Annotated in this window: 21 protein-coding genes and 1 tRNA gene; 8 read left to right on the top strand and 14 right to left on the bottom strand. The window is 73.9% G+C overall.

Features of this window, described 5'->3' with window-relative positions; all coding sequences use genetic code 11:
• Nucleotides 1–2: 2 nt before the first annotated feature.
• Entirely contained in the window at nucleotides 3–1,322 is a 1,320-nt protein-coding gene (locus tag ANAE109_RS10050; RefSeq protein ID WP_012096754.1) for a pitrilysin family protein, read from the bottom strand.
• Nucleotides 1,319–2,605: a pitrilysin family protein gene (locus tag ANAE109_RS10045; protein WP_012096753.1), complete on the bottom strand. Its 1,287-nt coding sequence runs from the start codon at nucleotides 2,603–2,605 to the stop codon at nucleotides 1,319–1,321. Before ANAE109_RS10045 ends, ANAE109_RS10050 begins: the two co-directional genes overlap by 4 nt.
• Nucleotides 2,606–2,830: 225 nt before the next feature.
• Between ANAE109_RS10045 and ANAE109_RS10040 the strand changes: the two genes are divergently transcribed.
• Complete coding sequence (locus ANAE109_RS10040) at nucleotides 2,831–3,073, top strand: helix-turn-helix domain-containing protein (protein WP_041448253.1); 243 nt, start codon at nucleotides 2,831–2,833, stop codon at nucleotides 3,071–3,073.
• A gap of 6 nt (nucleotides 3,074–3,079) precedes the next feature.
• Here the strand turns inward: ANAE109_RS10040 and ANAE109_RS10035 are convergent, their stop codons facing one another.
• Nucleotides 3,080–3,301, bottom strand: coding sequence for a hypothetical protein (locus ANAE109_RS10035; RefSeq protein ID WP_041449059.1), 222 nt, complete (start codon nucleotides 3,299–3,301; stop codon nucleotides 3,080–3,082).
• 113 nt (nucleotides 3,302–3,414) lie between these two features.
• Here ANAE109_RS10035 and ANAE109_RS10030 point away from each other — a divergent pair, with 113 nt between their 5' ends.
• Together ANAE109_RS10030 and ANAE109_RS25140 are read left to right on the top strand one after the other, a co-directional pair.
• Complete coding sequence (locus tag ANAE109_RS10030) at nucleotides 3,415–5,064, top strand: HAD-IG family 5'-nucleotidase (RefSeq protein ID WP_012096750.1); 1,650 nt, start codon at nucleotides 3,415–3,417, stop codon at nucleotides 5,062–5,064.
• Between the two features lie 49 nt (nucleotides 5,065–5,113).
• Nucleotides 5,114–5,209, top strand: a tRNA-Sec gene (locus tag ANAE109_RS25140).
• 150 nt (nucleotides 5,210–5,359) lie between these two features.
• On the opposite strand, the gene ANAE109_RS24840 is transcribed toward ANAE109_RS25140, so the two are convergent.
• From ANAE109_RS24840 to speA, 5 genes are all read right to left on the bottom strand, one after another.
• Nucleotides 5,360–6,145: a hypothetical protein gene (locus ANAE109_RS24840; RefSeq protein ID WP_012096749.1), complete on the bottom strand. Its 786-nt coding sequence runs from the start codon at nucleotides 6,143–6,145 to the stop codon at nucleotides 5,360–5,362.
• Nucleotides 6,146–6,369: 224 nt separating this feature from the next.
• The gene (locus tag ANAE109_RS10020) at nucleotides 6,370–7,194 is read right to left on the bottom strand and encodes a class I SAM-dependent methyltransferase (RefSeq protein WP_012096748.1); all 825 of its coding nucleotides are present in this window, start codon (nucleotides 7,192–7,194) and stop codon (nucleotides 6,370–6,372) included.
• Between the two features lie 129 nt (nucleotides 7,195–7,323).
• A complete protein-coding gene (locus tag ANAE109_RS10015) occupies nucleotides 7,324–7,527 on the bottom strand; it encodes a dodecin (RefSeq protein ID WP_012096747.1) in 204 nt (67 codons plus the stop codon).
• Between the two features lie 224 nt (nucleotides 7,528–7,751).
• Nucleotides 7,752–8,177, bottom strand: coding sequence for a DUF1992 domain-containing protein (locus ANAE109_RS10010; RefSeq protein ID WP_012096746.1), 426 nt, complete (start codon nucleotides 8,175–8,177; stop codon nucleotides 7,752–7,754).
• A 48-nt stretch (nucleotides 8,178–8,225) separates the two neighbouring features.
• The gene (gene speA / locus ANAE109_RS10005) at nucleotides 8,226–10,169 is read right to left on the bottom strand and encodes a biosynthetic arginine decarboxylase (RefSeq protein WP_234945279.1); all 1,944 of its coding nucleotides are present in this window, start codon (nucleotides 10,167–10,169) and stop codon (nucleotides 8,226–8,228) included.
• A gap of 202 nt (nucleotides 10,170–10,371) precedes the next feature.
• Between speA and ANAE109_RS10000 the strand changes: the two genes are divergently transcribed.
• From ANAE109_RS10000 to ANAE109_RS09980, 5 genes are all read left to right on the top strand, one after another.
• The gene (locus ANAE109_RS10000) at nucleotides 10,372–12,171 is read left to right on the top strand and encodes an ABC transporter ATP-binding protein (protein WP_083776843.1); all 1,800 of its coding nucleotides are present in this window, start codon (nucleotides 10,372–10,374) and stop codon (nucleotides 12,169–12,171) included.
• Nucleotides 12,172–12,206: 35 nt separating this feature from the next.
• Nucleotides 12,207–12,836, top strand: a complete 630-nt coding sequence (locus ANAE109_RS09995) for a class I SAM-dependent methyltransferase (protein ID WP_012096743.1) — start codon at nucleotides 12,207–12,209, stop codon at nucleotides 12,834–12,836.
• Between the two features lie 97 nt (nucleotides 12,837–12,933).
• A complete protein-coding gene (locus tag ANAE109_RS09990; protein WP_041448251.1) occupies nucleotides 12,934–13,827 on the top strand; it encodes a hypothetical protein in 894 nt (297 codons plus the stop codon).
• A gap of 83 nt (nucleotides 13,828–13,910) precedes the next feature.
• Nucleotides 13,911–15,164, top strand: coding sequence for a hypothetical protein (locus ANAE109_RS09985; RefSeq protein ID WP_143827941.1), 1,254 nt, complete (start codon nucleotides 13,911–13,913; stop codon nucleotides 15,162–15,164).
• Between the two features lie 164 nt (nucleotides 15,165–15,328).
• Nucleotides 15,329–16,795 carry a hypothetical protein gene (locus ANAE109_RS09980; protein ID WP_012096740.1) on the top strand — a complete coding sequence of 489 codons (1,467 nt, stop codon included), beginning with the start codon at nucleotides 15,329–15,331 and terminating at the stop codon, nucleotides 16,793–16,795.
• A 95-nt stretch (nucleotides 16,796–16,890) separates the two neighbouring features.
• Here ANAE109_RS09980 and ANAE109_RS09975 read toward each other — a convergent pair whose 3' ends face one another.
• The 6 genes from ANAE109_RS09975 to ANAE109_RS09950 form a co-directional block, all read right to left on the bottom strand.
• Entirely contained in the window at nucleotides 16,891–17,889 is a 999-nt protein-coding gene (locus ANAE109_RS09975; protein ID WP_049768711.1) for an RluA family pseudouridine synthase, read from the bottom strand.
• Nucleotides 17,883–18,149: a hypothetical protein gene (locus ANAE109_RS09970; protein WP_012096738.1), complete on the bottom strand. Its 267-nt coding sequence runs from the start codon at nucleotides 18,147–18,149 to the stop codon at nucleotides 17,883–17,885. Before ANAE109_RS09970 ends, ANAE109_RS09975 begins: the two co-directional genes overlap by 7 nt.
• Nucleotides 18,150–18,199: 50 nt before the next feature.
• On the bottom strand, nucleotides 18,200–19,039 hold the full coding sequence (locus tag ANAE109_RS09965; protein WP_012096737.1) for a helix-turn-helix transcriptional regulator: 840 nt from the start codon (nucleotides 19,037–19,039) through the stop codon (nucleotides 18,200–18,202).
• Nucleotides 19,036–20,022, bottom strand: a complete 987-nt coding sequence (locus tag ANAE109_RS09960) for a P-loop NTPase (protein ID WP_012096736.1) — start codon at nucleotides 20,020–20,022, stop codon at nucleotides 19,036–19,038. Before ANAE109_RS09960 ends, ANAE109_RS09965 begins: the two co-directional genes overlap by 4 nt.
• 28 nt (nucleotides 20,023–20,050) lie before the next feature.
• A complete protein-coding gene (locus ANAE109_RS09955; protein ID WP_012096735.1) occupies nucleotides 20,051–20,644 on the bottom strand; it encodes an HNH endonuclease in 594 nt (197 codons plus the stop codon).
• 86 nt (nucleotides 20,645–20,730) lie between these two features.
• Entirely contained in the window at nucleotides 20,731–23,001 is a 2,271-nt protein-coding gene (locus ANAE109_RS09950; protein ID WP_012096734.1) for a transglycosylase SLT domain-containing protein, read from the bottom strand.
• Nucleotides 23,002–23,027: the final 26 nt, after the last annotated feature.

The raw sequence follows: 23,027 nt of genomic DNA, 5'->3' as shown, positions 1-23,027 counted from the left end.
CATCACACCATCTTCCTCGCGGGGATCACCGTCACCGGCCCGAAGCGCTCGAGGGAGCGCGCGATGGCCTTCGCCGGGCCGACCGCCACGACGACCCGCCGCTCGAGGGGGAAGTAGCGGCGCGCGGCGAGCCGGCACTCGTCCGGCCCGACCGCCCGGACGCGATCGCGGAACAGCCGGACGTCGTCGTCGGGGAGATCGAACAGCGCGAGGTCGGCGAGCTTCTCGGCGAGCTGATCGTGCGTCTCGAGCGAGAGCGGGAAGAGGCCGCAGAGGTAGCTCTTCGTGCGCTCCAGCTCGTCGCCGGTGGGGCCCTCCTCGGCGAAGCGCGCCGTCTCGTCCAGGGCGACCTGGACGATCTCGGCGGTGGTCTCCACCTTCGTGAAGGTGGAGACGAAGAAGACGCCGCCCGACGCGCTCGTGGCGAAGCGGCTGCGCACGCCGTAGGAGAGGCCGCGGTTCACGCGGATCGCCTCCATGAGCCGCGAGGTGAAGCCGCCGCCGAGCAGCGCGCTCGCGACGATCCCGGGGACGTAGTCCGGGCTCTTCCGCGGGAAGCCGGGCGACGCGATGCGCACCTGCGACTGCGTGACGTCGGGCTTGTCCACCACGACGACCTGCGTCTCCGGCGGCGCCGGGGCGCGCACCGGCGTCGCCGCGCCGTCGGGCCCGCGCCACGCGCCGAAGCGGCGCCGGACGAGCGAGAGGACCTCGGAGACCTCGACCTTCCCGACCACCACGAGGATCGCCTCGGAGGGCCGGTAGTGGTGGCCGTGGAAGGCGACGACGTCGGCGCGGCGCGCGTCGGAGAGATCGCGCACGCGCCCCTCGGGCGGGTGGCCGTAGGGATGATCGCCGAACGCGGCCGCGAGCATCGCGCGGTCGGCGACCACCGAGGGCTCGTCGAGGTCGTGCGCGAGCGCGGCGATCTCGCGCCGCTGGAGCCGCTTCACCTCCGCCGGCGGGAACGTCGGGCGGGTGGCCAGGTCGGCGAGGATGTCCGTGCAGCGCGGCAGCTCCTCGAGCGGCGCGGACAGGCCGAAGTACGTGGCGTCCTCGTCCACCCCGGCGCCGATCTCCGCCCCGAGCGACTCGACCGCGAGATCGATCTCGGGGCCGGTGCGGCGGCGGGTGCCCCGGCGCGCGGCGAGCGCGACGAGGTGGGCGAGGCCGCTGCGGCGCGGGGGGTCGAGCGAGGAGCCGCCGCGCAGCACGAGGCGCACCGCCGCGAGCGGCACGCCGGGCCGCTGGGCGATCACGACCGACAGGCCGCTCGGCAGGCTCTCCCGGTGGATGGGCGGCAGGGTGATGGGCGCGCTCACCGCTTCACCTCGGGATCCAGCGCGACCACGCAGCGCCTCGCCGGGTCGAGGTACTCGGCCGCGACGCGCTTCACGTCGCGCGGGCCGACCGCCGCGTAGTGCTCGAGCGCGCGCGCGGCCTCGCGCCAGTCGCCGAGCAGGGCCTCGGCCTGGCCGAGGGCGTGGGCGACGCCGTGGTGCGTGGCGAGCTCGTGCAGGACCGAGCTGCGCAGCAGCGCCTGCGCGCGGCGCACCTCCGCCGTGGCGACGCCCTTCGTCGCGACCTCGTCGATCTCCTCCCAGAGCATCGCCTCCGCGCGGGCGCTCTTCACCTTCGGCGCGAGCTCCAGGAACGCGAGGAACACCCCGGGGTCGATGCGCCACCCCCAGCCGATGGACACCGAGACCGCGACCTCCTCGTCCTGCACGAGGCGGCGGCGGAGCCGGGACGACTCCCCCACCGCCAGGCACACCTGGAGGACGTCCAGGGCCGCGGAGTCGGGGCTGCGCGCCGCGGGGCCGCGCCAGCCGGCGAGGAGCGCCGGGGCCTGGGCCGGGTAGCGGACCACCGCCCGCCGCTCGCCGCGCTGCGGGGGCTCCCCCTGCGCGACCGGCGCGGGCCGCGGGCCGGCCGAGATGTCGGCGTAGTGCCCCTCGATGAGCGCGAGCGTGGCGTCCGGGTCGAGGTCGCCCACCACGTAGATCGCCGCGTTGTTCGGCGCGTAGTAGGTCCGGAAGAAGGCCTCGCAGTCGTCGCGCGTGATCCGCTCGATGTCGTCCATCCAGCCGATCACCGGCCAGCGGTAGGGATGGGCGAGGAAGACGAGCGCCTCGAGCTGCTCCTCCATGAGCCCGAAGATGGAGTTCTCGGTCCGGAGGCGACGCTCCTCCTTCACCACCTCGCGCTCCTGCTCCAGCGACTCGGCGGTGAGGCGGAGCGACCGCATGCGGTCCGCCTCGAGATCGATGACCGTCTCGAGCGCGTCGGGCGCGAAGTCCTCGTAGTACGCGGTCACGTCGTTCGACGTGTACGCGTTCGAGTGGCCGCCGCGCGACTCGAGGACGCGGTCGAACTCCTTCGGCCCGTACTTGGCCGCCCCGTTGAACATCATGTGCTCGAAGAGGTGGCTGATGCCGGTGGTGCCGAGCCGCTCGTTGCGCGAGCCGACCTGGAAGAAGGTGTAGTAGCTCGCGGTGGGTGCGCTCCGGTCGGGAAGGAGCCGGACGCGGAGGCCGTTCGGGAGGGTGTGCGCCCTCACCTTGTCGAGGTCGAGGACGCGCGTGTGCGCGCGGTGGGTGGCCATGTACGCGCGCGAACATAGCCGCCGTGCGGCGCAGCGTCCACGCGAGAGGCCGTGAACCCGCGGCGAAATCGAGCGAGCGCGGGGCGCTCCGAACGTGGCGCACCTCGGCGGAGGCTGAACGGAGGGTCCGTGGACGCCAGCCCGGAACTGGCCCTAAAGGAGCGGTCCGTTGGTGTATCGGATCGTTATGGTGTTTCCCAACACCTCAGGAGATCGCCTCCCAGCATGGCCAAGACGAAGTCACAGCGAGACCCCCGCCGCGACGAGCTGCGCCGATTCGGGGAGCGCGTCAGAGAGCAGCGCCGGACGCGCGGGCTGACGCAGGAGGCGCTCGCCGAGGCGCTCGACCTGTCCGTGGCGTACGTGAGCCTCATCGAGCGCGGCGGCCGGAACCCGCCCTACACCACCGTGGTCGCCATCGCGCGGGCGCTGGGGATCCCCGCCTCCAGCATCGTCGCCGACGACTAGGGTCCGTCACAGGGAGTCGAGCGGGCGGCCACACTCGGCGCAGCGGCCGGCGCGCCGTCGCAGCGGCAGGCCGCAGCCGGGGCAGCGCTTCACCTCGCGCTCCCGCTTCACCTTGGCCGCGCGCCCGTCGCCCGGCGGTGCCCGCCCGGCCTCGAGCCGCGCGACGCGATCCTCGAGCGCCTCCACTCGGGCGAGAAGCTCGGCGAGCGTGGGGCGCGTCCTCGGCACGGTGTCCGAGGCTGCCACGCGCGGCCGCGCGGTCAACTTTCCCGGTCGCGCCGCGCGACGCCGGGAAACGCCGCCGTTGAGCAGGTGCCCGCGACGGGTTATCACGGTCTCACATGTCGACCACCAGAGGGGGGCCGCACGCCGGCGCGGGCCTGCAGGACGCGCCCGTCGCGCCGGCCGGCGGGCGCGCGTACGACGCGCCCGAGATCCTGAGGCTGCTCGAGACGCCGCACGCCGGCCGCGAGGTGCCGCGCGCGCGGGAGATCTTCGTCAACCGGAACCTCCGGATGGACAAGATCGAGCTCGTCGGCTTCGACATGGACTACACGCTCGCGATGTACCACCTGCAGCGGCTCGAGGAGCTCGCCTTCGGGATGACCCTCGCGCGCATGATCTCCGCGCTCGGCTACCCCGCGCAGATCGGCGCGCTCCGCTACGACCCCGTCTTCGTGATCCGCGGGCTCGTGATGGACAAGCTGCACGGCAACATCTTCAAGATGGATCGCCACAACCACGTGGGCCGCTGCTACCACGGGCGGCGGCCGCTGCCGCCCGAGGAGAAGCGGCGCCTCTACCGCGACGAGAAGGTCCACCTCTCCTCCCCCCGCTTCGCCTGGATCGACACGCTCTTCGCGCTCCCCGAGGCGTGCCTCTTCGCCGAGATCATCGAGCTGCTCGAGGGTGGCGGCCAGCGCGTCGACTACTCGAAGCTCTGGGACGACATCCGCGAGTCGATCGACACGGTCCACCGCGACGGCACGCTCAAGGCGGAGGTGAAGAAGGACCTGCCTCGATACCTGTTGAAGGACCCCGAGCTCGGGCCGGCGCTGCACAAGCTGCGCTCCGGCGGGAAGAAGCTCTTCGTCCTCACGAACTCCCTGTGGGACTACACCGACGCGGTGATGTCGTACATCCTCGACGGCGTGCTGCCCGAGTACCCGAGCTGGCGGAACTACTTCGACGCGGTGATCACCGGCGCGGCGAAGCCGGCCTTCTTCTCGGACCGGCGGCCGCTCTACGCGCTCGCGCCGGACGGCTCGCGCGCGGGGGAGGCCACCGCCCTCGAGCGCGGCCGCTGGTACGAGGGCGGCGACCTGCCCACGCTGGAGCGGCTCATCGGCATCGGCGGCGACCGCATCCTGTACGTCGGCGACCACATCTACGGCGACATCCTGCGGTCGAAGAAGAGCTCGCTCTGGCGGACCTGCATGGTCGTCGAGGAGCTCGAGCGGGAGCTGGCCTGGCTCGAGAAGAGCCAGGACGCGCTGGCCGAGCTGGCGCGCCTCGAGGCGGTGCGCGTGCGGGTCGAGGACGAGATCTCGGTGCACCGGGCCGCGCTGAACGCGCTCGACCGGCGCATCGATCGCGCCCCCGACCCCCGCGCGCGCGAGCGGCTTCAGGAGACCCGGCGGCACGACAAGGCCGAGCTCGAGGTGCTCCGGCACGCCCGCCGGGACGCCGACGACCGGATCCGCGAGCTGCAGCGCTCCGTGGAGGAGGGCTTCAACGCCTACTGGGGGCTCACCTTCAAGGAAGGGCACGAGAACTCGCGCTTCGCCGAGCAGGTCGAGAACTACGCCTGCGTGTACACGAGCCGCGCCTCGAACTTCGTCTTCTACTCGCCCATCCAGTACTTCCGCTCACCCCGCGCCGCGATGCCGCACGAGCGCGCCGCGCCCACCCGCATCTCGCCGTGGGGCGACGAGCACGCCGCCCCGGTCGCCGGCGACCGGCCCTCGCGCGTGTCGAAGGCGTCGAAGTAGGGCGCGCCGCCGCTTGACGCTGCCGCGGGGCGCGCGTAAACCCACGGGCGGCAGAGCGTCCTAGGCTGGTGCCGGGCCCGGTCTTCAAAACCGGTGGATGGTGCTGAGAGGCGCTGTTGGGGGGTTCGATTCCCCTGCTCTGCCGTCAATCCCGACGCGACCTGACCCGAGCGTGCTGTGCTACGCAGACGTAGGCGAGCAGCGCGCATGCCCGCGCTCGTCTCGCTCTACCGGCCGCGCCGGCCCGCCTCGCGCCGCTGGTGCGGCCGCAACGAACGTCGGAACCCTATGCCGCTCAGCGCCCCGGCTCCGGCGCCGGAGGGCTCGGCGCGGGAGTGGCTGCGCCGGTGTCCGTGCCTTCACCGAGCCCGCCGGTGTCCGTGCCTTCACCGAGCCCGCCGGTGTCCGTCGCGTCACCGAGCCCCGTGCCGCTGGTCGTCACATCGGTCGGGGCGCCGGCGCGTGCGCGACCGGCCGCGTCCTCCCACGCGCGCTGGGCGGCGAGCGCTGCCCGGCCGAGCTCCGATGCCCGGGTGCGCGCGGCCTTCTCCGCGTCCTGAGCGGCCACCAGCTTCGGATCGGTCTGCTGGCTCGGGTAGGTCGACGCGGCGGCGTCGCCTCCCGCCTCGACGGTGCGCAGGTGGAGCTGCGCGACCTCCACGTCGGCCCGGCGCGCTGCCACGAGCTTGTTCGCGTAGTCGAGGTGCGTGGTGGCGCTGCGCTGGTGCGCCTCGGCGGCGCGGGCGAGCTCGGCGGCGCGCGCCTGAGCCACGCTGTCCGCGCCCTTGTTCGCCATGTCCATCTGGTTCTTCGCGCTCTGCGCCTCCGCGTCCGCAGCGGCCCACTCGGACCTGGCCCGCTCCAGCTCACGTTGCGCCTCCTCGAGACGCGCCTGCGCGCTCGCGAGGTCAGCGTTCGCCTGATCGGGCGCGCCGGGAGAGGGAGACGGCGCGCTCGCCCGAGGCAGCGTCGCCGAAGGGGCCGCCGCGGTGGTAGGGGCTTCCTGTCTTTCCGACGGCTTCGAAGAGGCACAGCTCACCAACGCGAGCACGCCCGCCAGCACAGCAAGATACTTCGTCATGCGCGCGCCCCCTTCCAACGTCGCTCGATTCGCCGCGGGAAGGCTCCCCGCTCCATGAAGGTGGTGGTGGTGCGCCGCTTCAGCAACGGCGAGCCGATGACACTCCGCGAACGCCGCGCGCGCGCGGGTGTCGGGACGCGCGCCGCAGCGTCCCACCGACGAGGAGCGCGACCCCGCCGGCTCGCACAGTCCGGGCCTCGGCGCGTGGACCGCACCGTCTCACCTCACGGCGGCGCCGTGACGTGCGCCTTGGATCCGCGCACCGCCCATGCGCGTGCGGTGAGCGCGATCGACCCGTCGGATGCCACCGGCAACGACGCGCGGATGGCCTCGCGCAGCGCGACGCGACGGTCCTCGGACAGCGACATGGCGTACGCCGGCGCGGGGCCCTGCCCGCCGAGAAAGGGCGACCAGTAGTCGTCGAAGTCGCGGAAGTGGGTGGGCACGTCGATCGCGCGCGTCTCGACGTCGGACAGGCCCGCCGCGCCGAGGAGCGCCGCCAGCGGCGCGGGCGCGCAGCCCGGAAAGCGGACGGCTTCGTCGAGCGCTGCCGCCGCTGGGTCCAGCCTCGTCGCCGCGTCCCAGAACCGGCGCATCAGCTCCACGCCGCTGGCGTAGTCCCACACGTACAGCCCGACGGTGGCCCCCGGCCGGCCCACGCGCGCCATCTCGGACACCATCTTCCCCGGGTCCGCCACGAAGTTGAGCACCAGGCCCGAGACGGCCACGTCGAACCTGCTCGACGGAACCGCCAGCCAGTGCGCGTCTCCGACGTGGAACGCCACCCGAGGATCGCCTGCGCCCGCGCGTGCATGGGTCACGAAGCCCTTGGAGCGATCGACCGCGACCACGGTTTCGGGCGCGGCGAGCTCGACGATCGCCCGCGCCAGCGCTCCCGCTCCGCAACCGACGTCCACCCAGCGGCGATGCGGGGGCACGCCGAGCCAGCGCACGAACTCGCGCGCGACGAGCTCGCTCCAGCGGCCGACATAGGCCTCGTACGCCGCTCCTACGGCCCAGACGTCGCGCGGCAGAGGCCGGGTCGGCATGTCGGCTCCGAGACCACCCGAGATCACCCTGCGTGAGCACCCCCACCGCTCACCGAGAGTCGCGTGCGGACGTCCCTCATGCACCGAGGGAGAACGCCCGCGCTCCCGGCGCCCGCGGCGCTCATCCCCTCACTCGAGCTTGAACCCGACGCGCAGCGTGACCTGGAACTCCGAGACCTTGCCATCCTTGATGGCCCCGCGCTGCTCGACGACCTCGAACCACGCCATGTGCCGGATCGACTTCGACGCCTGCTCGACGGCCATTCGCGTGGCCTCGGCGAAGCTCGTGGGCGACGTGCCGACGATCTCGATCTTCTTGTAGATCCCGCTCATGCGCGCTCCTCGTGGCGGCGCGGCGCCGCCCGTGGTGGTCCGCCCACCATGGCGCCGCCACGTCCTGCGCGCGCGGCCCTGTGGGGGACCCGACCCGCACTCACCGCGACGAGCCGAGCGCGCGCAGCGAGCTCTCCCGGGCCGCCTCGAGCTCGTCGTCCGGCCGCCGCCGAGGCACCGAGGAGGCGAGGGCGGGGACCTTCACGCGAGGAGCTCCTCCGAGATCAGGGCGCGCTCGCGGCGGCCGGGTCGAGCCGCCCTGCTCGCCAGCGTCGCAGGACCTCCTCGACGTCGAGGGGCGCGAGCGTGGTGGGCGGCCAGCCGGTGAAGGTCGCGTTCAGCCGGCGGATCCTGGCGTTCAGCGCCTCGAGGCGCTCGCGGACGAGCCGCTCGTCGCCCTCGCGCGCCACGGCGGCGAGCACCGCCTCGGCCTCGTGGCGGATGGCGATGGAGTCCGGCAGGCTCGACAGCTGCTCCCGCCGGAGCTTCTCCTTGATCCACCACGCCTCGGGGAGCGCCCCGCCGCAGAGCGGCAGCGGCTTGCCCGCCCCGGAGAGCCGGTCGAAGGCGCCCTCCTCCTGCGCCTCGCGGATGAGGCGCTCGGCGTAGGACTCGTAGGTCTCCCCGGGCTTTCGGGAGCGCTCCGCCACCTCGCTTCGATTACCGCGGGACGCCCGCGGCGCAACCGATCGCGCGGGTCACACGCCCCCCAGGTACGTGTAGCCCTTCATCACCGACTCGTAGAAGTCGGCGAGCGACACGCCCTCCTTCGGCCGGATGGCGCCCTCCTTCACCTTCCCGTCGAGCGCGCCCTTCACCCGGCGCGACAGCTCGGCGGGCTCGTACTGCAGGCGCGAGAGCACCTTCTCGATGGTGTCGCCGGGGATGACCTCCTCGATGTAGAAGTCCTCGGGGTCCTCGTCGTCCACGAACACGTGGATCTCGTTCACCCGGCCGAACAGGTTGTGCATGTCGCCCATGATGTCCTGGTAGGCGCCGGTCATGAACATGCCGAGGTAGTAGGGCTCCCCGGGGCGCAGGGAGTGGAGCGAGAGCGTCTCGTCGACGCCGTCGTTCTCGATGAAGCGATCGATCTTTCCGTCCGAGTCGCAGGTGATGTCGACGATGGTGCAGTCCTTCGTCGGCACCTCGCCCATCCGGTGCAAGGGCACGATGGGGAAGAGCTGGTCGAACGCCCAGTGGTCCGGCGCGCTCTGGAAGAGCGAGAAGTTCGCCATGTACTGGTCGGCGATCTTGTCGGCCAGGTCGCGGGTCTCGCGCGGGAGCCGCTTCTTGCCGCGGTTCAGGTCGGCGATGCCGCGCACCAGCTTCCAGAAGAGGCTCTCCACGACCGCCCGCTCCTCGAGGCCGAGGATGCCGAGCTTGAACATCTGGAGCGCCTCCTCCTTCTTGGCCGCGGCGTCGTGGTACGCCTCCGCCCGGTTTCGCGGCGTCATCGAGGAGACGATCTCGCGCATCTCCCGCACGAGCTTCGGCTCGTCCGGCTTCGGCGCCGAGGCGGCGGCGATCTCCTCCGCCGACCCGATCTCGATGTGGCCGAAGACGTTCATGATGATGCAGGAGTGGTGGGCGGTGATGGCCCGCCCGGACTCCGTGACGAGGTTCGGCTCGGGCACGCCCTCGTTCACGCAGACGCGCTGGACGTTGTAGACGACGTCGCCGACGTACTCGTCGAGCGTGTAGTTGACCGTAGAGGCGATGGTGCCGGGCTGGGCGTTCCCGTTCGTCTGGACGCCGACGTAGTCGACGCCCATCCCGCCGCCGACGTCGAAGTACTCGATGGGCAGCCCCATCTTGCGGAGCTTCGCGTAGACGCGGGCGCCCTCGTTCACGGCGTCCTTCACCACCCGGATCTCGGTGAGCTGCGAGCCCACGTGGAAGTGGAGCAGCTTCGCGCAGTGCTCCTTCTTCGCGTCCTTGAGGATCCGTACGGCGTGGATGAGCTCGGGGACGGTGAGCCCGAACTTGGCGAAGTCCCCGGACGAGCCCTCCCACTTCCCCGTGCCGCGGGTGGTGAGCTTGGAGCGGAGCCCGATCATCGGCTCGACGCCCATCTCCTCTCCGAGCTTGAGGAGCTGCGGCAGCTCGGAGAGCTTCTCGATGACGACGATGACCTTGCGGCCGAGCTTGCGGCCGAGGAGCGCGAGGCGCAGGTACTCCTCGTCCTTGTACCCGTTGCAGATGGTGAGCGCCTCGGGGTTGGTGTTCATCCCGAGGACCACGAGCAGCTCGCCCTTGGAGCCCGCCTCGAGGCCGTAGTTGTACGGCGCGCCGGCGTCGAGGATCTCCTCGACCACCTCGCGCATCTGGTTCACCTTGATCGGGTAGACGCCGAGGTAGCGCGCGCCGTACCCCATCTCCGCCACGGCCTTCGCGAAGGCCTCGTTGATCTGCTTCACGCGCGCGCGGAGCACGTCCTGGAAGCGGACCACGCAGGGGAAGCCGATCTTGCGCTCGCGGATGTCCTCGACCACGTCCATCAGGTCGATGACGGGGCCGGGCTGGCCCATCGGGTGGACGACGACGTGCCCCCTCTCGTTGACCGAGAAGAAGCCGGCCCCCCATCCGGCGATGTTGTAGAACTGGGTCGCGCGGTCGATGGACCATTCGGCTGGTGCCATCGCCGTCGTCGCGTCGCTCCGACGTTCCGGGATGTTCATCGCCCGCTGATCTACGACAGCGCGCCGGAGAAATCGAGCGGGTGTGCCGTCGATCTCGCTCGTCGGCTGGGTTATAGCGGGCGCCGTGCCCGCCGCCCGTTCCCACCCTCTCCCGCCGCCGCCCCGCGCCACCCGCGAGACGCTCCGCGAGCGGCTGCAAGGGATGCGCGTGGTGTTCCGCCAGGTGCCGGGGACCATGCGGCTCGTGTGGGAGGCGGATCGCCGCGGCGCGCTCCTCGTCGGCGCGCTCACGCTGGTCCTCGCGCTGCTCCCCGCGGGCATCGCCTGGGCCGGGAAGCTCATCGTCGACGGGGTGGTCGCCGCGGCCCGCAGCGGCCTCGCCGCGGACCGCGAGCGCGTCCTGTGGCTCGTCGCCATCGAGCTCGGGCTCATGTCCGCGCAGATGGCGGCCGGGCGCCTCCTCGCCCTGCGCCGCGAGCTCCTGCGCGGCGCGCTCGGGAACCGCATCAACGAGCGGATCCTGGAGAAGGCGCTGGAGCTCGAGCTGCGCCACTTCGAGGACGCCGAGGTCTACGACCGGATGCAGAACGCGCGGCGCGAGGCGTCCTCGCGGCCGCTCTCGCTCGTCATGCAGGCGTTCGCGATCGGGCAGAACGCCGTCACCCTGGTCGCGCTCTCCAGCCTCCTGCTCCGCCTCTCGCCCGTGAGCGTCCTCGTCATCGTGGCGGCGTCCGTGCCGGCCTTCCTCGCCGAGGCGCGCCTCTCGGGCGAGTCGTTCCGGCTCTGGACCTGGCGCGCCCCGGAGGGGCGGCGGCTCAACTACCTCGAGTGGATCCTGACGCGCGACAGCCACGTGAAGGAGGTGAAGCTCTACGGGCTGGGGCCGCTCGTGCTCGACCGCTACCGCGCGCTCTTCCGGAAGTTCTTCGACGAGGACCGGCGCCTCGCGGTCCGGCGCCTCCGCGCCGGCCTCTCCTTCGGCCTCGTCTCGCTCCTCGCGTTCTACGGGATGTACGCGCTCATGGCCGGGCGAGCGGCCCGCGGCGACATCTCGCTCGGCGACCTCACCCTCTACATCGCCGTGTTCCGGCAGGGGCAGGGATCGGTGCAGGCGATCCTCTCGGCGGTCGGCGGCATGTACGAGGACGCGCTCTTCATGTCCAATCTCTTCGGGTACCTGCACATCCCGACCGGCGGCGAGGAGCCACGCGAGCGGCCGCCGCGGAGGCCGCCCCGGGGCCGGCCGGCGGAGATCGAGCTCCGGCACGTCTCCTTCCGCTACCCGGGGAAGACCGCCTGGGCCCTGCGGGATCTGTGCCTGACCTTGGCGCCGGGCGAGAAGCTCGGGCTCGTGGGCGAGAACGGCGCCGGGAAGAGCACGCTCGTGAAGCTGCTCCTCCGCCTCTACGATCCGACCGAGGGGGAGATCCGCTACGGCGGCGTGGACCTGCGCGACATGGATCCTGCCGACCTGCGCCAGCGCATCGGCGCCGTGTTCCAGGACTTCGTGCGGTACCAGTTCACCGCCGCCGAGAACATCGGGCTCGGGAACCCGGCCTTCGTCGAGGATCGCGCCCGCATCGCGGAGGCCGCGCGCCGGGGCGGCGCCGCGGCGCTCGTCGAGGCGCTGCCGCAGGGCTACGACACCGTGCTCGGCGGCTGGTTCGAGGCGGGGCACGAGATCTCCTCCGGCCAGTGGCAGAAGCTCGCCGTGGCGCGCGCGTTCATGCGCGAGGACGCCGAGGTGCTCGTGCTCGACGAGCCGACCGCCGCCATCGACGCGGAGGCCGAGCACGAGCTCTTCCAGCGCTTCAAGGAGCTGGCGGCGGACCGGACCGCCATCGTCATCTCGCACCGCTTCTCCACGGTTCGCATCGCCGATCGGATCGCCGTGCTCCACGGGGGCCGGCTCGAGGAGCTCGGCACCCACCGCGAGCTCGTGGCGCGCCATGGCCGCTACGCCCACCTCTTCCGGCTGCAGGCGCAGGGCTACCTGGAGTAACGTCCCGGACGGCAGCCCCACGCGAGCGGTCCCACATGCGAGGCCTCGAGCAGATCCCCTGGCTCTACGATCTCGGCCTGGCGCTCCTCGAGCGCGGGGGGCTCGGCCGGTGGCGCGCCTGGCTCGCGGGCGGCGCGCGCGGCCGAGTGCTCGACCTCGGCACGGGCACCGGGCGGAACCTCCCCCTCCTGCCGCGCGACGCGGCGGCCATCGCGGTCGATCCCCACCGGGCGAACCTGGCCCGCGCCCGGCGGCGCGCGCCCCGGGTCCCCCTCGTCCTCGCGCGCGCCGAGGCGCTGCCGTTCCGCGACGGCGCGTTCGACACGGTCGTCTCGGGGCTCGTGCTCTGCAGCGTGGAGGACGTACCGCGCGCGCTCGCCGAGGTGCGCCGCGTCCTCGCTCCCTCCGGCACGCTGCGGGCGCTCGAGCACGTGCGGGGCGGCGGCGCGCTGGGCGCGCTCCAGGATCGGACGCAGCCCGCCTGGACCACGATCTCGGGGGGCTGCCACCCGAACCGGGAGACGGAGCGTGCCCTCCACGACGCAGGCTTCGAGATCGACCCTGCGTCAATCCGATCACGGGGCGTCATGCGCCGCCTCGAGGCGCGGCCGCCCGAGGGCTCGGCGAGCGCGCCTGCGTCGGAGCCGTCGCGGCCGGTGAGGTGACTGCCCGCCGGGGTGCGGCCGCATGCCGTTGCGGACCAGGCGTGCGCGGCTTCATAGAACGAGCGTGGAAGTGACCCTGGGAGAAAGGGAGCACGCCGTGAAGAACGCCAACCTGCGCTTCGCCGTCGCCGCCGTCGGACTCCTGCTCGCCGCCGCACCCGCGCGCGCGCAGCTCGACGAGGGGGCGGGCACACGGTACGCCAAGGACTCCTACCCGACGCAGGAGCTCGTCCGTCAGCCGCTCACCCTGTCACGGGGGCTCATCGAGCTCGGGGTGCCGGTGCGGTTCGAGATCTCGGACAGGAACGATCCCCGGGTGGCGGACTGGAGCCTCCCTGCGAGCATCGACTTCGGCGTCTCGGACGACCTGCAGCTCGGCGTCATCCACTCCACCGGCCTGTGCTTCGCCGGCGACGATGGCGACTGCGACGAGACGTACGACGACATCGGCGGCCGCGCCCGCTTCGGGTTCGTGCGCATGGGTTCCGAGGCCCAGGTCGCGATCGAGGCCCGCGTGAACGTGTTCGACTTCTCGGACTCCCTCTGGACCGGCGCGGTGGGGCTGCTCTACAAGCGCACCCTCGGGCCGAGCCTCGCCGTCCTCGCCGACGTCGACTGGACCTCGTTCCTGAACGATCGCGACGCCGTCGCGTTCACGGACGCCGTCGCCGCCGCGCTCGGGCTGCAGCTCCAGATCTTCCCCGGCCTCTCCGCGTTCGGGAACGTCGGCGTGGACATCCCCCTGAACGAGCGCTCCGACTTCGACGCCCGCATGGCCGGGCCGGTGAGCGCCGGGCTCGAGCTCACCCCGGTCCACAACGTGACGGTGGGCGCCGACGTGAAGTTCTCGAACCTGGTCGGGAAGGACGACGGGACGAGCTCCGGATTCCTGCCGCTCGAGCGCTTCCCCCGCTCCCGCGGCCTCCTCGCCGAGAATCGCAGCCGCGGCGACGAGCGCTTCCTCTCCGTCTACGCTCGCCTGTTCCTGTAGCGCGTGCCCCTCCTCCGTCCCGCCGCGACGGTCGGGTGCTCCACTGTCCGGCGGGGCCCGCGCGGGTTAACGTGCAGGCGACCGTGCCGAGTCGCCTGCCCCTCCTCGCCGCCCTCGCCCCCCTCACCATCGTCGCGCCTCGGCTGGCGTTCGCCCAGCCGGGGGCGAGGGCCGGCGCGGTCGAGCCCGCGACGCCACCCCCGCCGGCGCTGGTCTCCCCCGTGGAAGAGGTCGCCCCGTCGGCCCCGAGGGCCCGGTTCGGGCTGAAGCTCCCGCGCAAGGAGGCGCCGGAGGCGCCCGGCGCCCCCCCGGCCATCCCCGAGGAGCAACCGGAGGAACGGGCGCGGGAGCGGGCCGCCCTCGAGGACAACTGGCTCGACGCGACCCACGCCTTCGTCGCCGAGCAGCTCTTCGCGCCGGTGCTGGTGTTCGACCGATTCTTCTCCGACGAGACCGCCCTGGACGCGGAGCGATCGACGTCGTTCTTCCGCTGGCGCAACGAGCTTCGCCTCGAGGAAGGGCGCGTGCCCACCTACACCACCGCGCTGCGCGCCGACCTCCGCTTGCCCGGCTTCAACCGCCTGTTGCGGCGGCTGCGCCTGGTGGTGGAGGGGCAGACCCGCGACGCGTTCACCACCATGTTCGGCGAGGACACGGAGGAGCCCGAGCCGGCCGGATCCGGCGGCGCGGAGCTACGGCTCAGGTTCTGGGAGGGGCTCATCGCGCACGGCGATCTGGGCGCCGGCGTCCTGCTGCAGCTGCCTCCCGGCGGGTTCGCGCGGGCGCGCCTGCGCTGGGCCATCCCCGTCGGCGACCTCTTCCTCACCCGGCTCGCGACGACCGGGTTCTGGCGGACCGACACGCACTTCGGGACCTCCGTGGACGCGCACCTCGAGCGCGGCATCAAGCGCGCGGCGCTGCTCCGCCTCAGCGGCTCGGCCCAGCTCACGGAGGTCAGCCCCGGGGTGGAGTGGTCCACCGAGCTCATGGCGCTGCGTGCGTTCACCCGCACCGTGTTCGGCTCCGTGGGCGTCGGGATGAGGGGCGCCACGGATCTGCGGCCCGAGATCGATCGCTACCGCGTGGCCACCCGCCTCCGGACGGACGTGTACCGGCGCTGGCTCTTCGTGGAGGCCGAGCCCGAGGTGTTCTGGCCGTGGACTCCGGAGGCTGGCCGCGCGCCGCAGTACGCGGTCACGTTCCGGGTCGAGGTGCAGTTCAGGGGATGGGACGCCGGCAGCTCGCCGCAGAAGCCCCCCGCTGCAGCGGAGCAGGACGAGTCGGACGAGCCTGCGGACCCGCCCGCCGAGCCGGCCGGGGCGGACGCGGCGGGGTGAGGGCCGCGCGCGCAGCGGTGACGCACGCCGCCATGAACGACCGCGTGGCCCTCGGCTTCGAGACGATCGATGCCTGCAGTGACGTCCGGAGCTCGTTCGGGGCCCCGTAACGCTCGGCCGCCCCCTCTTGCGCCGGCGTCCCGCGGCGGAGCTACGATCCCTCCGTGCGGCCTCGCGTCGCGCTCGTCGTCCTCGGCTCGCTCGCGCTCCTCGGCGCCTGCGCCGGTGGACCACGGCCGTTCCGCTGTCCCGACCGAGGTGGCGCGCAGTGGCGCGAGCTCGCGAGCGACCACTTCGTGCTGCGCACCGACCTCGACGCCGCCGGGGCCGGGGCGCTGATCGGGCGCTTCGAGCGAATGCACGCGGCCGTGGCGGCGTCGCTCCCGGCCGCGCCGCCCGCCCCGGGACGCGTCGAGGTCATCGCCTTCCGCACCGCCGCGGAGTACGCGCCGTTCGCGCCCGAGGGCGCGGAGGGCTATTACCTCCGCAGCGAGGGCGGTCCGCCGCGGATCGTGCTCGCTGGCACGCTGCGCCCGGACCAGCGCGCCCTCCTCGCGCACGAGATCGCTCACCACTTCCTCGCGGGGACCTTCCGGCGGCAGCCGCGCTGGTTCGCCGAGGGGCTGGCGGTCGCCATGGAGGCGCTCGGCGACGACGCCCCCGCGCCGGGCACGCCCCCCGCGGCGCGGCTGGCGCGCGCGCGGCGATTCCCCGTCCCCTCGCGTGAGCTGCTCGCGTGGGACGGGACCGCCGGCGCCCGCGACGTGCTCGACTGGTACGCCGCGAGCTGGCTCCTCGTGAGCTACCTCTCGTCCGAGCGCGCGGAGGCGTTCACCGCGCTCCAGCGCCGGCTCGCCTCCGGCGATTCACCCGGGGAGGCCTGGCGCTCCGCGCTCCCCGAGCTCGACCCGGCCCGGCCCGGCGCGCTCGAGGAGCTCGACGCGGCGCTCGCGGCGCACGCGCGCCGCCCGCTCGAGGCGGACGCGCGAGAGATCCCGGTGCCGGCGGCGATCGGCTACTACGAGCAGCGCATCCCCTCGACGGAGGTCCACGCGATCCGCCTCGCCCTGTGGCAGCACGGGCCCGCGAAGCCGCTCGACGCGCTGCGCGCGGAGGTGGAGGAGACCCTGGCGGAGGACCGCGCCCACCCCATCGCGCTCCAGTACCGCGCCGCGCTGTGGGGGGAGGATCCCGTGCGCCTCGCGCGCGCGGCGGTCGACGCCCACCCGCTCGACCCGCGCGCCTGGACCTTCCTCGCGTTCTCGCTCCGGGGCCCGCCGCGCGCCGAGGAGCGGGAGGACGCGCTGCGCCGCGCCGCGGACCTCGCGCCCGCCAACGCCGCCGCGCTGCACAACCTCGCCTCCGAGCTGCTGGCGCAGGGCCGCTCGGGCGAGGCCCTCCCGGTCGCGCGCCGCGCGGTCCACGTGGCGCCGTGGAGCCCCGCGATCCTGGCCGGCTTCGCTGCGGTGCTGTCGGACCTCGGTCAGTGCGCCGCCGCCATGCCCGTGCAGCAGCGCGCCATCGACGCGCTGCCCGAGCGCGCGCCGCCGGAGGCACGGCGCGAGCTCGCGGTCCGGCTCGACGCCTACGCGCGGCAGTGCCGGCTCGCGTCCGGCTCCCCGCGCCCGTGACGGGCCCCGCGAGGCCGTGAAACACAACCCCTTGCCGTCGCCGCCCGTCGCCGGACCTCGCGCTGCTCGGGTCTCGCCGGCCTGGCTCGGTCCTCTCAGCGAGGCCGCGCCGTCGCCGCCGCGCCGCGGAGCACCTGCAGGCCGCGGCGGAGGTCGTCGGGCAGCGGCGCCTCGAGCGCGAGGCGCCGGCCAGTGCGGGGGTGATCGAAGGCGAGGCGCGCGGCGTGCAGCGCCTGGCGACCGATCGCGCCGGCGGCGAGGCGCACGGGGTGCTCGGGCGGGAGCCGGGCCTCGCGGCGGGTGCCCCCGTAGACGGCGTCGGCGAGGAGCGGGTGGCCCGCCTCCGCGAGGTGGACGCGGATCTGGTGCGTGCGGCCGGTGAGCAGCGTCACCTCGGCGAGCGTGGCTCCCGCCGGGAACGACTCCAGCGCGCGCCACTCGGTCACCGCGCGCCGCGCGCTCTTCACCCGGGTCGTGAAGCGAATCCGGTCTCGCGGGTGACGGCCGTACGGCGTGTCGAGCCGCCCCTCGGGCGCGAGCAGCCCGTGGCACAGCGCGAGGTAGCGCTTCTCCACGGTCCGCCCCTTGAACTGCGCCTGGAGGGCGGCGAGCGCGGGCTCCGTCTTCGCCACCACGAGGCAGCCGGAGGTGTCCTTGTCGAGCCGGTGCACGAGGCCGAGGCGGAGCCCCTCGGCGGGCGCGGCGGCCCCCACGCCGAGGCGGTGGAGCAGCGCGTTCACCACCGTGGAGTGGGGCGCGCCGCGGGCCGGGTGCACCACCATGCCGGCGGCCTTGTCGAGCACGAGGAGGTCGGCGTCCTCGTACAGCACCGCGAGGGGCAGCTCCTGCGCGACGAGGCCGCTCGGCTCGGGGGGCGGGATCTCGACGTCGACCGTCTCGCCCCCGCGCAACCGCGCCGACGCCTTCGCCGCGCGGCCGTCCACCCGGACGCGTCCCTCCTCGACGAGGCGCTGCACGCGGGCGCGAGAGAGCTCGGGCGCGAGACGCGCGAGCGCGACGTCGAGGCGCGCGCCGGCGACCTCGGGAGGAGCGACGAAGGTCCTGCGGTCGATGCGAGCGTCTCCGGCTACCAGATCTTCGACTTCACGTGCCCCTTGGAGCGGAGGATCACGTCGACGATGGCCCGGTCGTAGAAGTTCGTGCGCGCGAACAGCTCGGGCGAGACGCGGGAGCGGTACAGCTCTCGCCCCTCCTCCAGCTCGTCCTGGAGCGCGTCGAAGAACCGGTCCTGCTCGATCCCCCGGACGATCTTCTCCTCGTTGTAGAGCGACACGTCCGAGCAGATGGCCCGCGCCAGGCGCATCGCTGCCTCGGGTGAGTCGATGAGGGCCATGGACCGGGATCGTACGTGACGACCCGGTGGTGGTCAACGAACGAGCCGCTTCAGCGACGCGCCCCGGGCGCGTTGCCCGCCGCCGCGGCCATCCGCTCCAGGTACGAGCGCGCGACCTTCTGGCCGTCGAGCCGCAGCTCGCGGGCGATCCCGAGGAGGATGCCGCGCAGGTACACGGGCGCGGGGAGATGCCCGTAGCGGTCCGCCTCGATGTTCTCGATGTGGTGCCGCGTGACCTTGGTGCGCTCGGAGATCTGCTGGATGGAGATCCCCCGGGCCTCCCGGAGCTGGCGGAGCACCTCGCCCGTCCAGGCGGTGCCGTCGGGCACGGCGGCCTCGCGCGCCACCGGCGGCGACGCGACCGGCACCGGCGTGTGGAGCGGGATCGGAGCCCGGACCGGTGGCGGCGTGCGCGCCGGCGCGGGGATCTCGCGCTCGAGGCGGATGGGGAGCGGCGTCGGGCGTGCCATCGGCTCCGGCCGCGCAACCGGGGGCGCCTCCGCCGGGGCCGGGCCGTCTCGCCCGACCGCGTCGCCGGCGGGGGCGTCGTCCTCGTCGTCCTCGTCGTCCGGGCTGGAGGGCGCGAGCACGAGCGCGGGGATGACCGGCGGGAACGCCGGCGGCCAGGGGCTCGGCGCGGGCTCCTCCTGCGACCCGAGGCGGGAGTCGTAGGCGGCGCGCGCCGCCGGGTCGAGCAGCGTCGTCCGCGCCTCGTCGAGGCGCGCCGCGAGGAGCTCGGCGTCCTCCGGCGACATGAGCGTGTAGGTGACGATGGAGCCCGGCGCGTACGTCTCGCGCGCTCGCGCGTAGGCGGCCTCGATCTCGCCCACGGAGGAGTCCGGGGCGACCTCCAGGATCTCGTAGAGGGACTGCTGCGCGAGCGGCTTCACTTCCTGGCTCCCGGGTCTGCGGCGTCGAGCGCGAGCAATCCGTCCGCGATCCCCGCGAACGCACGCGCGGCGGGCACGTCCGGCCGCTCGACGAGGAGCGGCTTCCGCGCGCGCACCGCCCGCCACATCTCGTCGTCGTAGTGGATGAAGCCGAGGTAGTCCATCTCGAGCCCGAAGTACTTCCGCCAGGCGGCGACCACCGCCTTGCCCACGTCGGCGTCCTGCCCGGTGCGCGCCTGGTTCACCACCAGGCGCGGCCGGAACGAGGCGAGCTGCCGGGCGAGGTTCCGGCCCGCCTCCGGGTCGCGCTGCGTGACGGTGGCCACCAGCTCCACGGGGCTCTTGAAGGTGCCGCTGCCCATCACCGAGCGGAGCAGCGCGTCGTAGCCGAAGACCTGCGCGACGGTGCGCATGCGCCGCCAGAACGCCGCCTTCACGAACCGGTAGGCGTTCTCCACCGCCGTGGGCTCCGGGACGAGCACGAGCAGGCCGTGATCCGAGACCAGGAAGAAGTCGAGGACGTTCGTGTGGGTACCGGCGCCCAGGTCCAGGATGGCGTAGTCGACGTCGAGCTGCTGCACGTGGCGCAGGAGCCGCATCTTCTGGGCGTGGCGCGGGTTCGCCACGTCGAGCTGGTCGAGCGCTCCCGAGACGAGGCCGAGGTTCTCGATGCCGGCAGGGGTGATGACGTCGTCGATGCGCTCGACCTTCCGATCGATGAAGTCGGAGAGCGTGCGCTTCGGGACGTCGATCCCGAGGGTCGTGTGGAGGTTGGCGCCGCCGAGATCCACGTCGACGAGCACGACCTTCTTGCCCCGCCGCGCGAGCGCGATGCCGAGGTTGGCGGAGATGAGGCTCTTGCCGATGCCCCCCTTGCCGCCGCCGACCGAGATGAGCCGGCGCGCGCGGACGGGCGCCGGCGCTGCGTGGCGGCGCGGCTCCGGGACGGTCTTCACCAGCTTGAGCGTCGGCGCGTCGCCCATCGCGCGCATCCTAGCCGAACGCCCGCCCCTACTCCAAAAGCTCGGCGTTCCAGTAGGCGGCGTCCGCGAGCGACAGGAACGGCCGCCACTCCCGGTACAGCGCCCGGCGCGCCGCGGAGCGGAACACCGGCGTCCAGCGCGGACGTGTGGGTGCGCGGAGCAGGCGCATGCGCGCCTCCTCCGGTGTGCGCCCGCCCTTGCGCAGGTTGCACGACACGCAGGAGCAGACGACGTTCTCCCACGTGGTGGAGCCGCCGCGGGAGCGCGGCACCACGTGGTCGAGGTTCAGCTCGGCCCGCCGGAAGCGACCCCCGCAGTACTGGCAGGTGTTGTCGTCGCGGGCGTAGATGTTGAACCGCGAGAAGCGCACCCGGCCCTTGGGCAGATGATCGTAGGCGAGGAGCACGATCACGCGCGGCACGCGGATGCGCCGGGTCACGGTGCCGACGGAGTCGTGCTCGGCGGCTGCGAGCTCGCTCCAGCTCGCGAAGTCGAAGAGCTGGAACTGCTCGTCGATGGCGCGCGCGACGCCCTGGTACAGGAGCGTGAAGGCGCGGCGGACCGAGGTCACGTGGACCGGCTGGTACACCCGGTTGAGGACGAGCACCCCGGTGTCGAGCATCCTGCGTAACCTAGCGCCGCGCTCCCGCCCCCGCACGTCGGGGCTGCCCACGCCCGCCTGGCGCCGTCCGGGCGCGCGCCGCGCAGCTAGCGGCCGGCCACGCGGAACAACCCCTCGGCGGGCGCTCCATCGCCGTAGAGGAGCCGGTACGCCGCATAGGAGCGCAGCACGCGCTTCACGTAGCCCCGGGTCTCCTCGTAGGGGATCTCCTCGACGAACTCGTCGAGCTCGAGGTCGCCCCGGGCCTCGAGCCAGCGCGACACCGCGCCGCCCCCGGCGTTGTAGGCTGCGAGCGCCAGCGCCACGCGCCCGTCGAAGCGGCGGAGCAGCTGGCCGAGGTAGCGCGCGCCGATGCGGATGTTGAGCGCGCCGTCCATCAGGTCGGCGCGCGAGGGGCGCCGGAGCTTCAGCTGCCGGGCGACCTCTCGCGCGGTCGGCAGCATGAGCTGCGTGAGGCCGACCGCGCCCACCGGGGAGACCGCGCGCGGATCGAGCGCACTCTCCTCGCGCATCAGCGCCTGAAGCAGCTCCACCGGGACCCCCGCCGGGGGCGCCCAGCGCTGCACGTGGTCCCGGAACGCCGGCGGGTAGGCGATGCGCCAGGCGCGGAGGTTCTCGGACGAGGGCACCTGGCGGAGCGCGACGCGGGCCCGCGTGCGGAGGAGCTGGTGCGCGTTGCGGTGGTCGCCGGCGCGGTCGAGCAGATCCGCGACCACGAGCGCGGCGTCGGGCGCGTCGGGATCGGCGAGGCGGAGCGGCTCGACGGCCGCGAGCTCCGCGCTCGCCTCGCGCGGGAAGCCCATGCGCAGCAGCAGGACGCCGGCGCGGAAGTGCGCGTCCGCCGCCAGCGGGCCGGCGCGCCACGCCGGCTGGGGACCGATCACCGCCGGGACGATCGAGGGCGCGCCGGCGCGCGGCTGCGCGCTCGCGGGCACGGCGCGGGCGCCGACGTCGGCGCCGTCCGCGCCGCCGGCGAGGCGCGCGCGGGCGAGCAGCCCGTAGTAGTCGCCCGGGTAGCGCGCGGAGAGGTCCGCCCAGATCGCCTGCGCGGCACGGGCGCCCGCCTCGCCGCGCGCGGAGAGGATCCGCGCCCGCCAGTACGCCGCGCGCGCGTGCTCGTACGGATCGAGCTCGCGCTCGCTCTCCTCGATGGCGAGGAGCTGCGCGACGGCGCCGTCGTGATCGCCCGCGCGGCGCGCGAGCCACGCGAGCCGGAACCGCGCCTCGTCCCAGTGGTCGCCGCCCCGGTGGTCGCGGACGATCGCGGCGAGCGCCTCGCGCGCCTCCCCCTCGCGCTCCGCGCGCAGGAGGAGGTCGGCGGCGAAGAAGAGCGCGTCGTCCGCGAGGGTGTGGCGCGGGTAGTCGCGGGCGAGGCGCCGGTAGAGGGCGACCGCCCCCTCCTTGTCCCCCGTGTTCGCGGTCGCCCCGGCCACGAGATACAGCGCGCGCACGCGCACGGAGGGATCGTCGCAGCTCTCGACGACCGGCCGGAGGGCCTCCACCGCGTCCGCGTAGCTGCGCGTCTTGCGGTGCGCGCGGCCGAGGGCGGCGCGGGCACGGCACGCGAGGTCCTCTCCTGGCGCGGCCGCGGCGAGCTCCGGCACCGCCCGGCGGAGGAGCTCCGCCGCCGCCTCGTTGAGGTTCGCCTCGAGGAGCGCCTCGGCGCGCCGAACCTGCTCGGCCACGCCCGGCTCGCCGCCGTGAGGCGCGGGCAGGCCTCGCAGCGCCGCGAGGCACTCTCCGGCCTCGCGCGCCAGCGGGTGGTCCGCCCAGCAGGACGAGAAGGCGCGCCGCGCCGCGGCGGGATCGGGGCGCTCGCCCTCGCCGGCGATCCGTCCCGCGAGCAGCAGGGCCGCCGCGCCCAGGTCGGCCGCGCCCGCCTCCGGCGGCGGGGAGGAGACGAGCGGCGCGAGGGCGTCGAGCGCGAGGGCGCGCTCCCCGAGCCGCCGCGCGAGCCGTGCCCGCGCGAGCCTCGCCTCGCCGGACACGAGCGAGCCGTCCGGCACCGCCGCGAACGACGCCAGGGCCTCGCGCGCCGCTCCCGCCGCCTCGAGCGCGCGGCCGCGCAGCAGCGCGATCCGGTCCGCGGCGTCGGGGAGGCGCGCCTCCAGCGCCGCGAGCGGCTCGACCGCCTCGGCCGCCCTGCCCGCCTCGACGAGCGCCATCGCGCGGAGGAGCCGCGCCTCGGGCGTCCCCTCGCGCGCGAGCTTCGCCGCGGCCTCGGCGTACCGTCCGGCGTCGAACGCGGTCTTCGCCTGGGCGGCCGGGCCGCTCCGGAAGTAGGGGGTGAGATCGAGGGCGGCGTCGGACGGGCTGACCGATGCGGCGAGGACGGCGGCGAGCGCTGCGGCGATCATGGGGGGCCGGAGCAGAGTGCGGATCG

This window comes from Anaeromyxobacter sp. Fw109-5 (assembly GCF_000017505.1).
In the GTDB taxonomy this organism is placed as follows: domain Bacteria; phylum Myxococcota; class Myxococcia; order Myxococcales; family Anaeromyxobacteraceae; genus Anaeromyxobacter.
The sequence above is the reverse complement of the archived record's forward strand: the minus strand, read 5'-3'. Positions and strand labels throughout refer to the sequence as shown.

Excerpts from the sequence above, each read along its gene's own strand:
- ANAE109_RS09995 (WP_012096743.1), top strand. The coding sequence starts at position 12,207 with ATGCGAGGCCTCGAGCAGATCCCCTGGCTCTACGATCTCGGCCTGGCG.
- ANAE109_RS10030 (WP_012096750.1), top strand. The coding sequence starts at position 3,415 with ATGTCGACCACCAGAGGGGGGCCGCACGCCGGCGCGGGCCTGCAGGAC.
- ANAE109_RS09950 (WP_012096734.1), bottom strand. The coding sequence starts at position 23,001 with ATGATCGCCGCAGCGCTCGCCGCCGTCCTCGCCGCATCGGTCAGCCCG.
- ANAE109_RS24840 (WP_012096749.1), bottom strand. The coding sequence starts at position 6,145 with ATGACGAAGTATCTTGCTGTGCTGGCGGGCGTGCTCGCGTTGGTGAGC.
- ANAE109_RS10045 (WP_012096753.1), bottom strand. The coding sequence starts at position 2,605 with ATGGCCACCCACCGCGCGCACACGCGCGTCCTCGACCTCGACAAGGTG.
- ANAE109_RS10015 (WP_012096747.1), bottom strand. The coding sequence starts at position 7,527 with ATGAGCGGGATCTACAAGAAGATCGAGATCGTCGGCACGTCGCCCACG.
- ANAE109_RS10020 (WP_012096748.1), bottom strand. The coding sequence starts at position 7,194 with ATGCCGACCCGGCCTCTGCCGCGCGACGTCTGGGCCGTAGGAGCGGCG.
- ANAE109_RS10000 (WP_083776843.1), top strand. The coding sequence starts at position 10,372 with ATGCGCGTGGTGTTCCGCCAGGTGCCGGGGACCATGCGGCTCGTGTGG.
- speA (WP_234945279.1), bottom strand. The coding sequence starts at position 10,169 with ATGGCACCAGCCGAATGGTCCATCGACCGCGCGACCCAGTTCTACAAC.
- ANAE109_RS09955 (WP_012096735.1), bottom strand. The coding sequence starts at position 20,644 with ATGCTCGACACCGGGGTGCTCGTCCTCAACCGGGTGTACCAGCCGGTC.
- ANAE109_RS09960 (WP_012096736.1), bottom strand. The coding sequence starts at position 20,022 with ATGGGCGACGCGCCGACGCTCAAGCTGGTGAAGACCGTCCCGGAGCCG.
- ANAE109_RS09970 (WP_012096738.1), bottom strand. The coding sequence starts at position 18,149 with ATGGCCCTCATCGACTCACCCGAGGCAGCGATGCGCCTGGCGCGGGCC.
- ANAE109_RS10040 (WP_041448253.1), top strand. The coding sequence starts at position 2,831 with ATGGCCAAGACGAAGTCACAGCGAGACCCCCGCCGCGACGAGCTGCGC.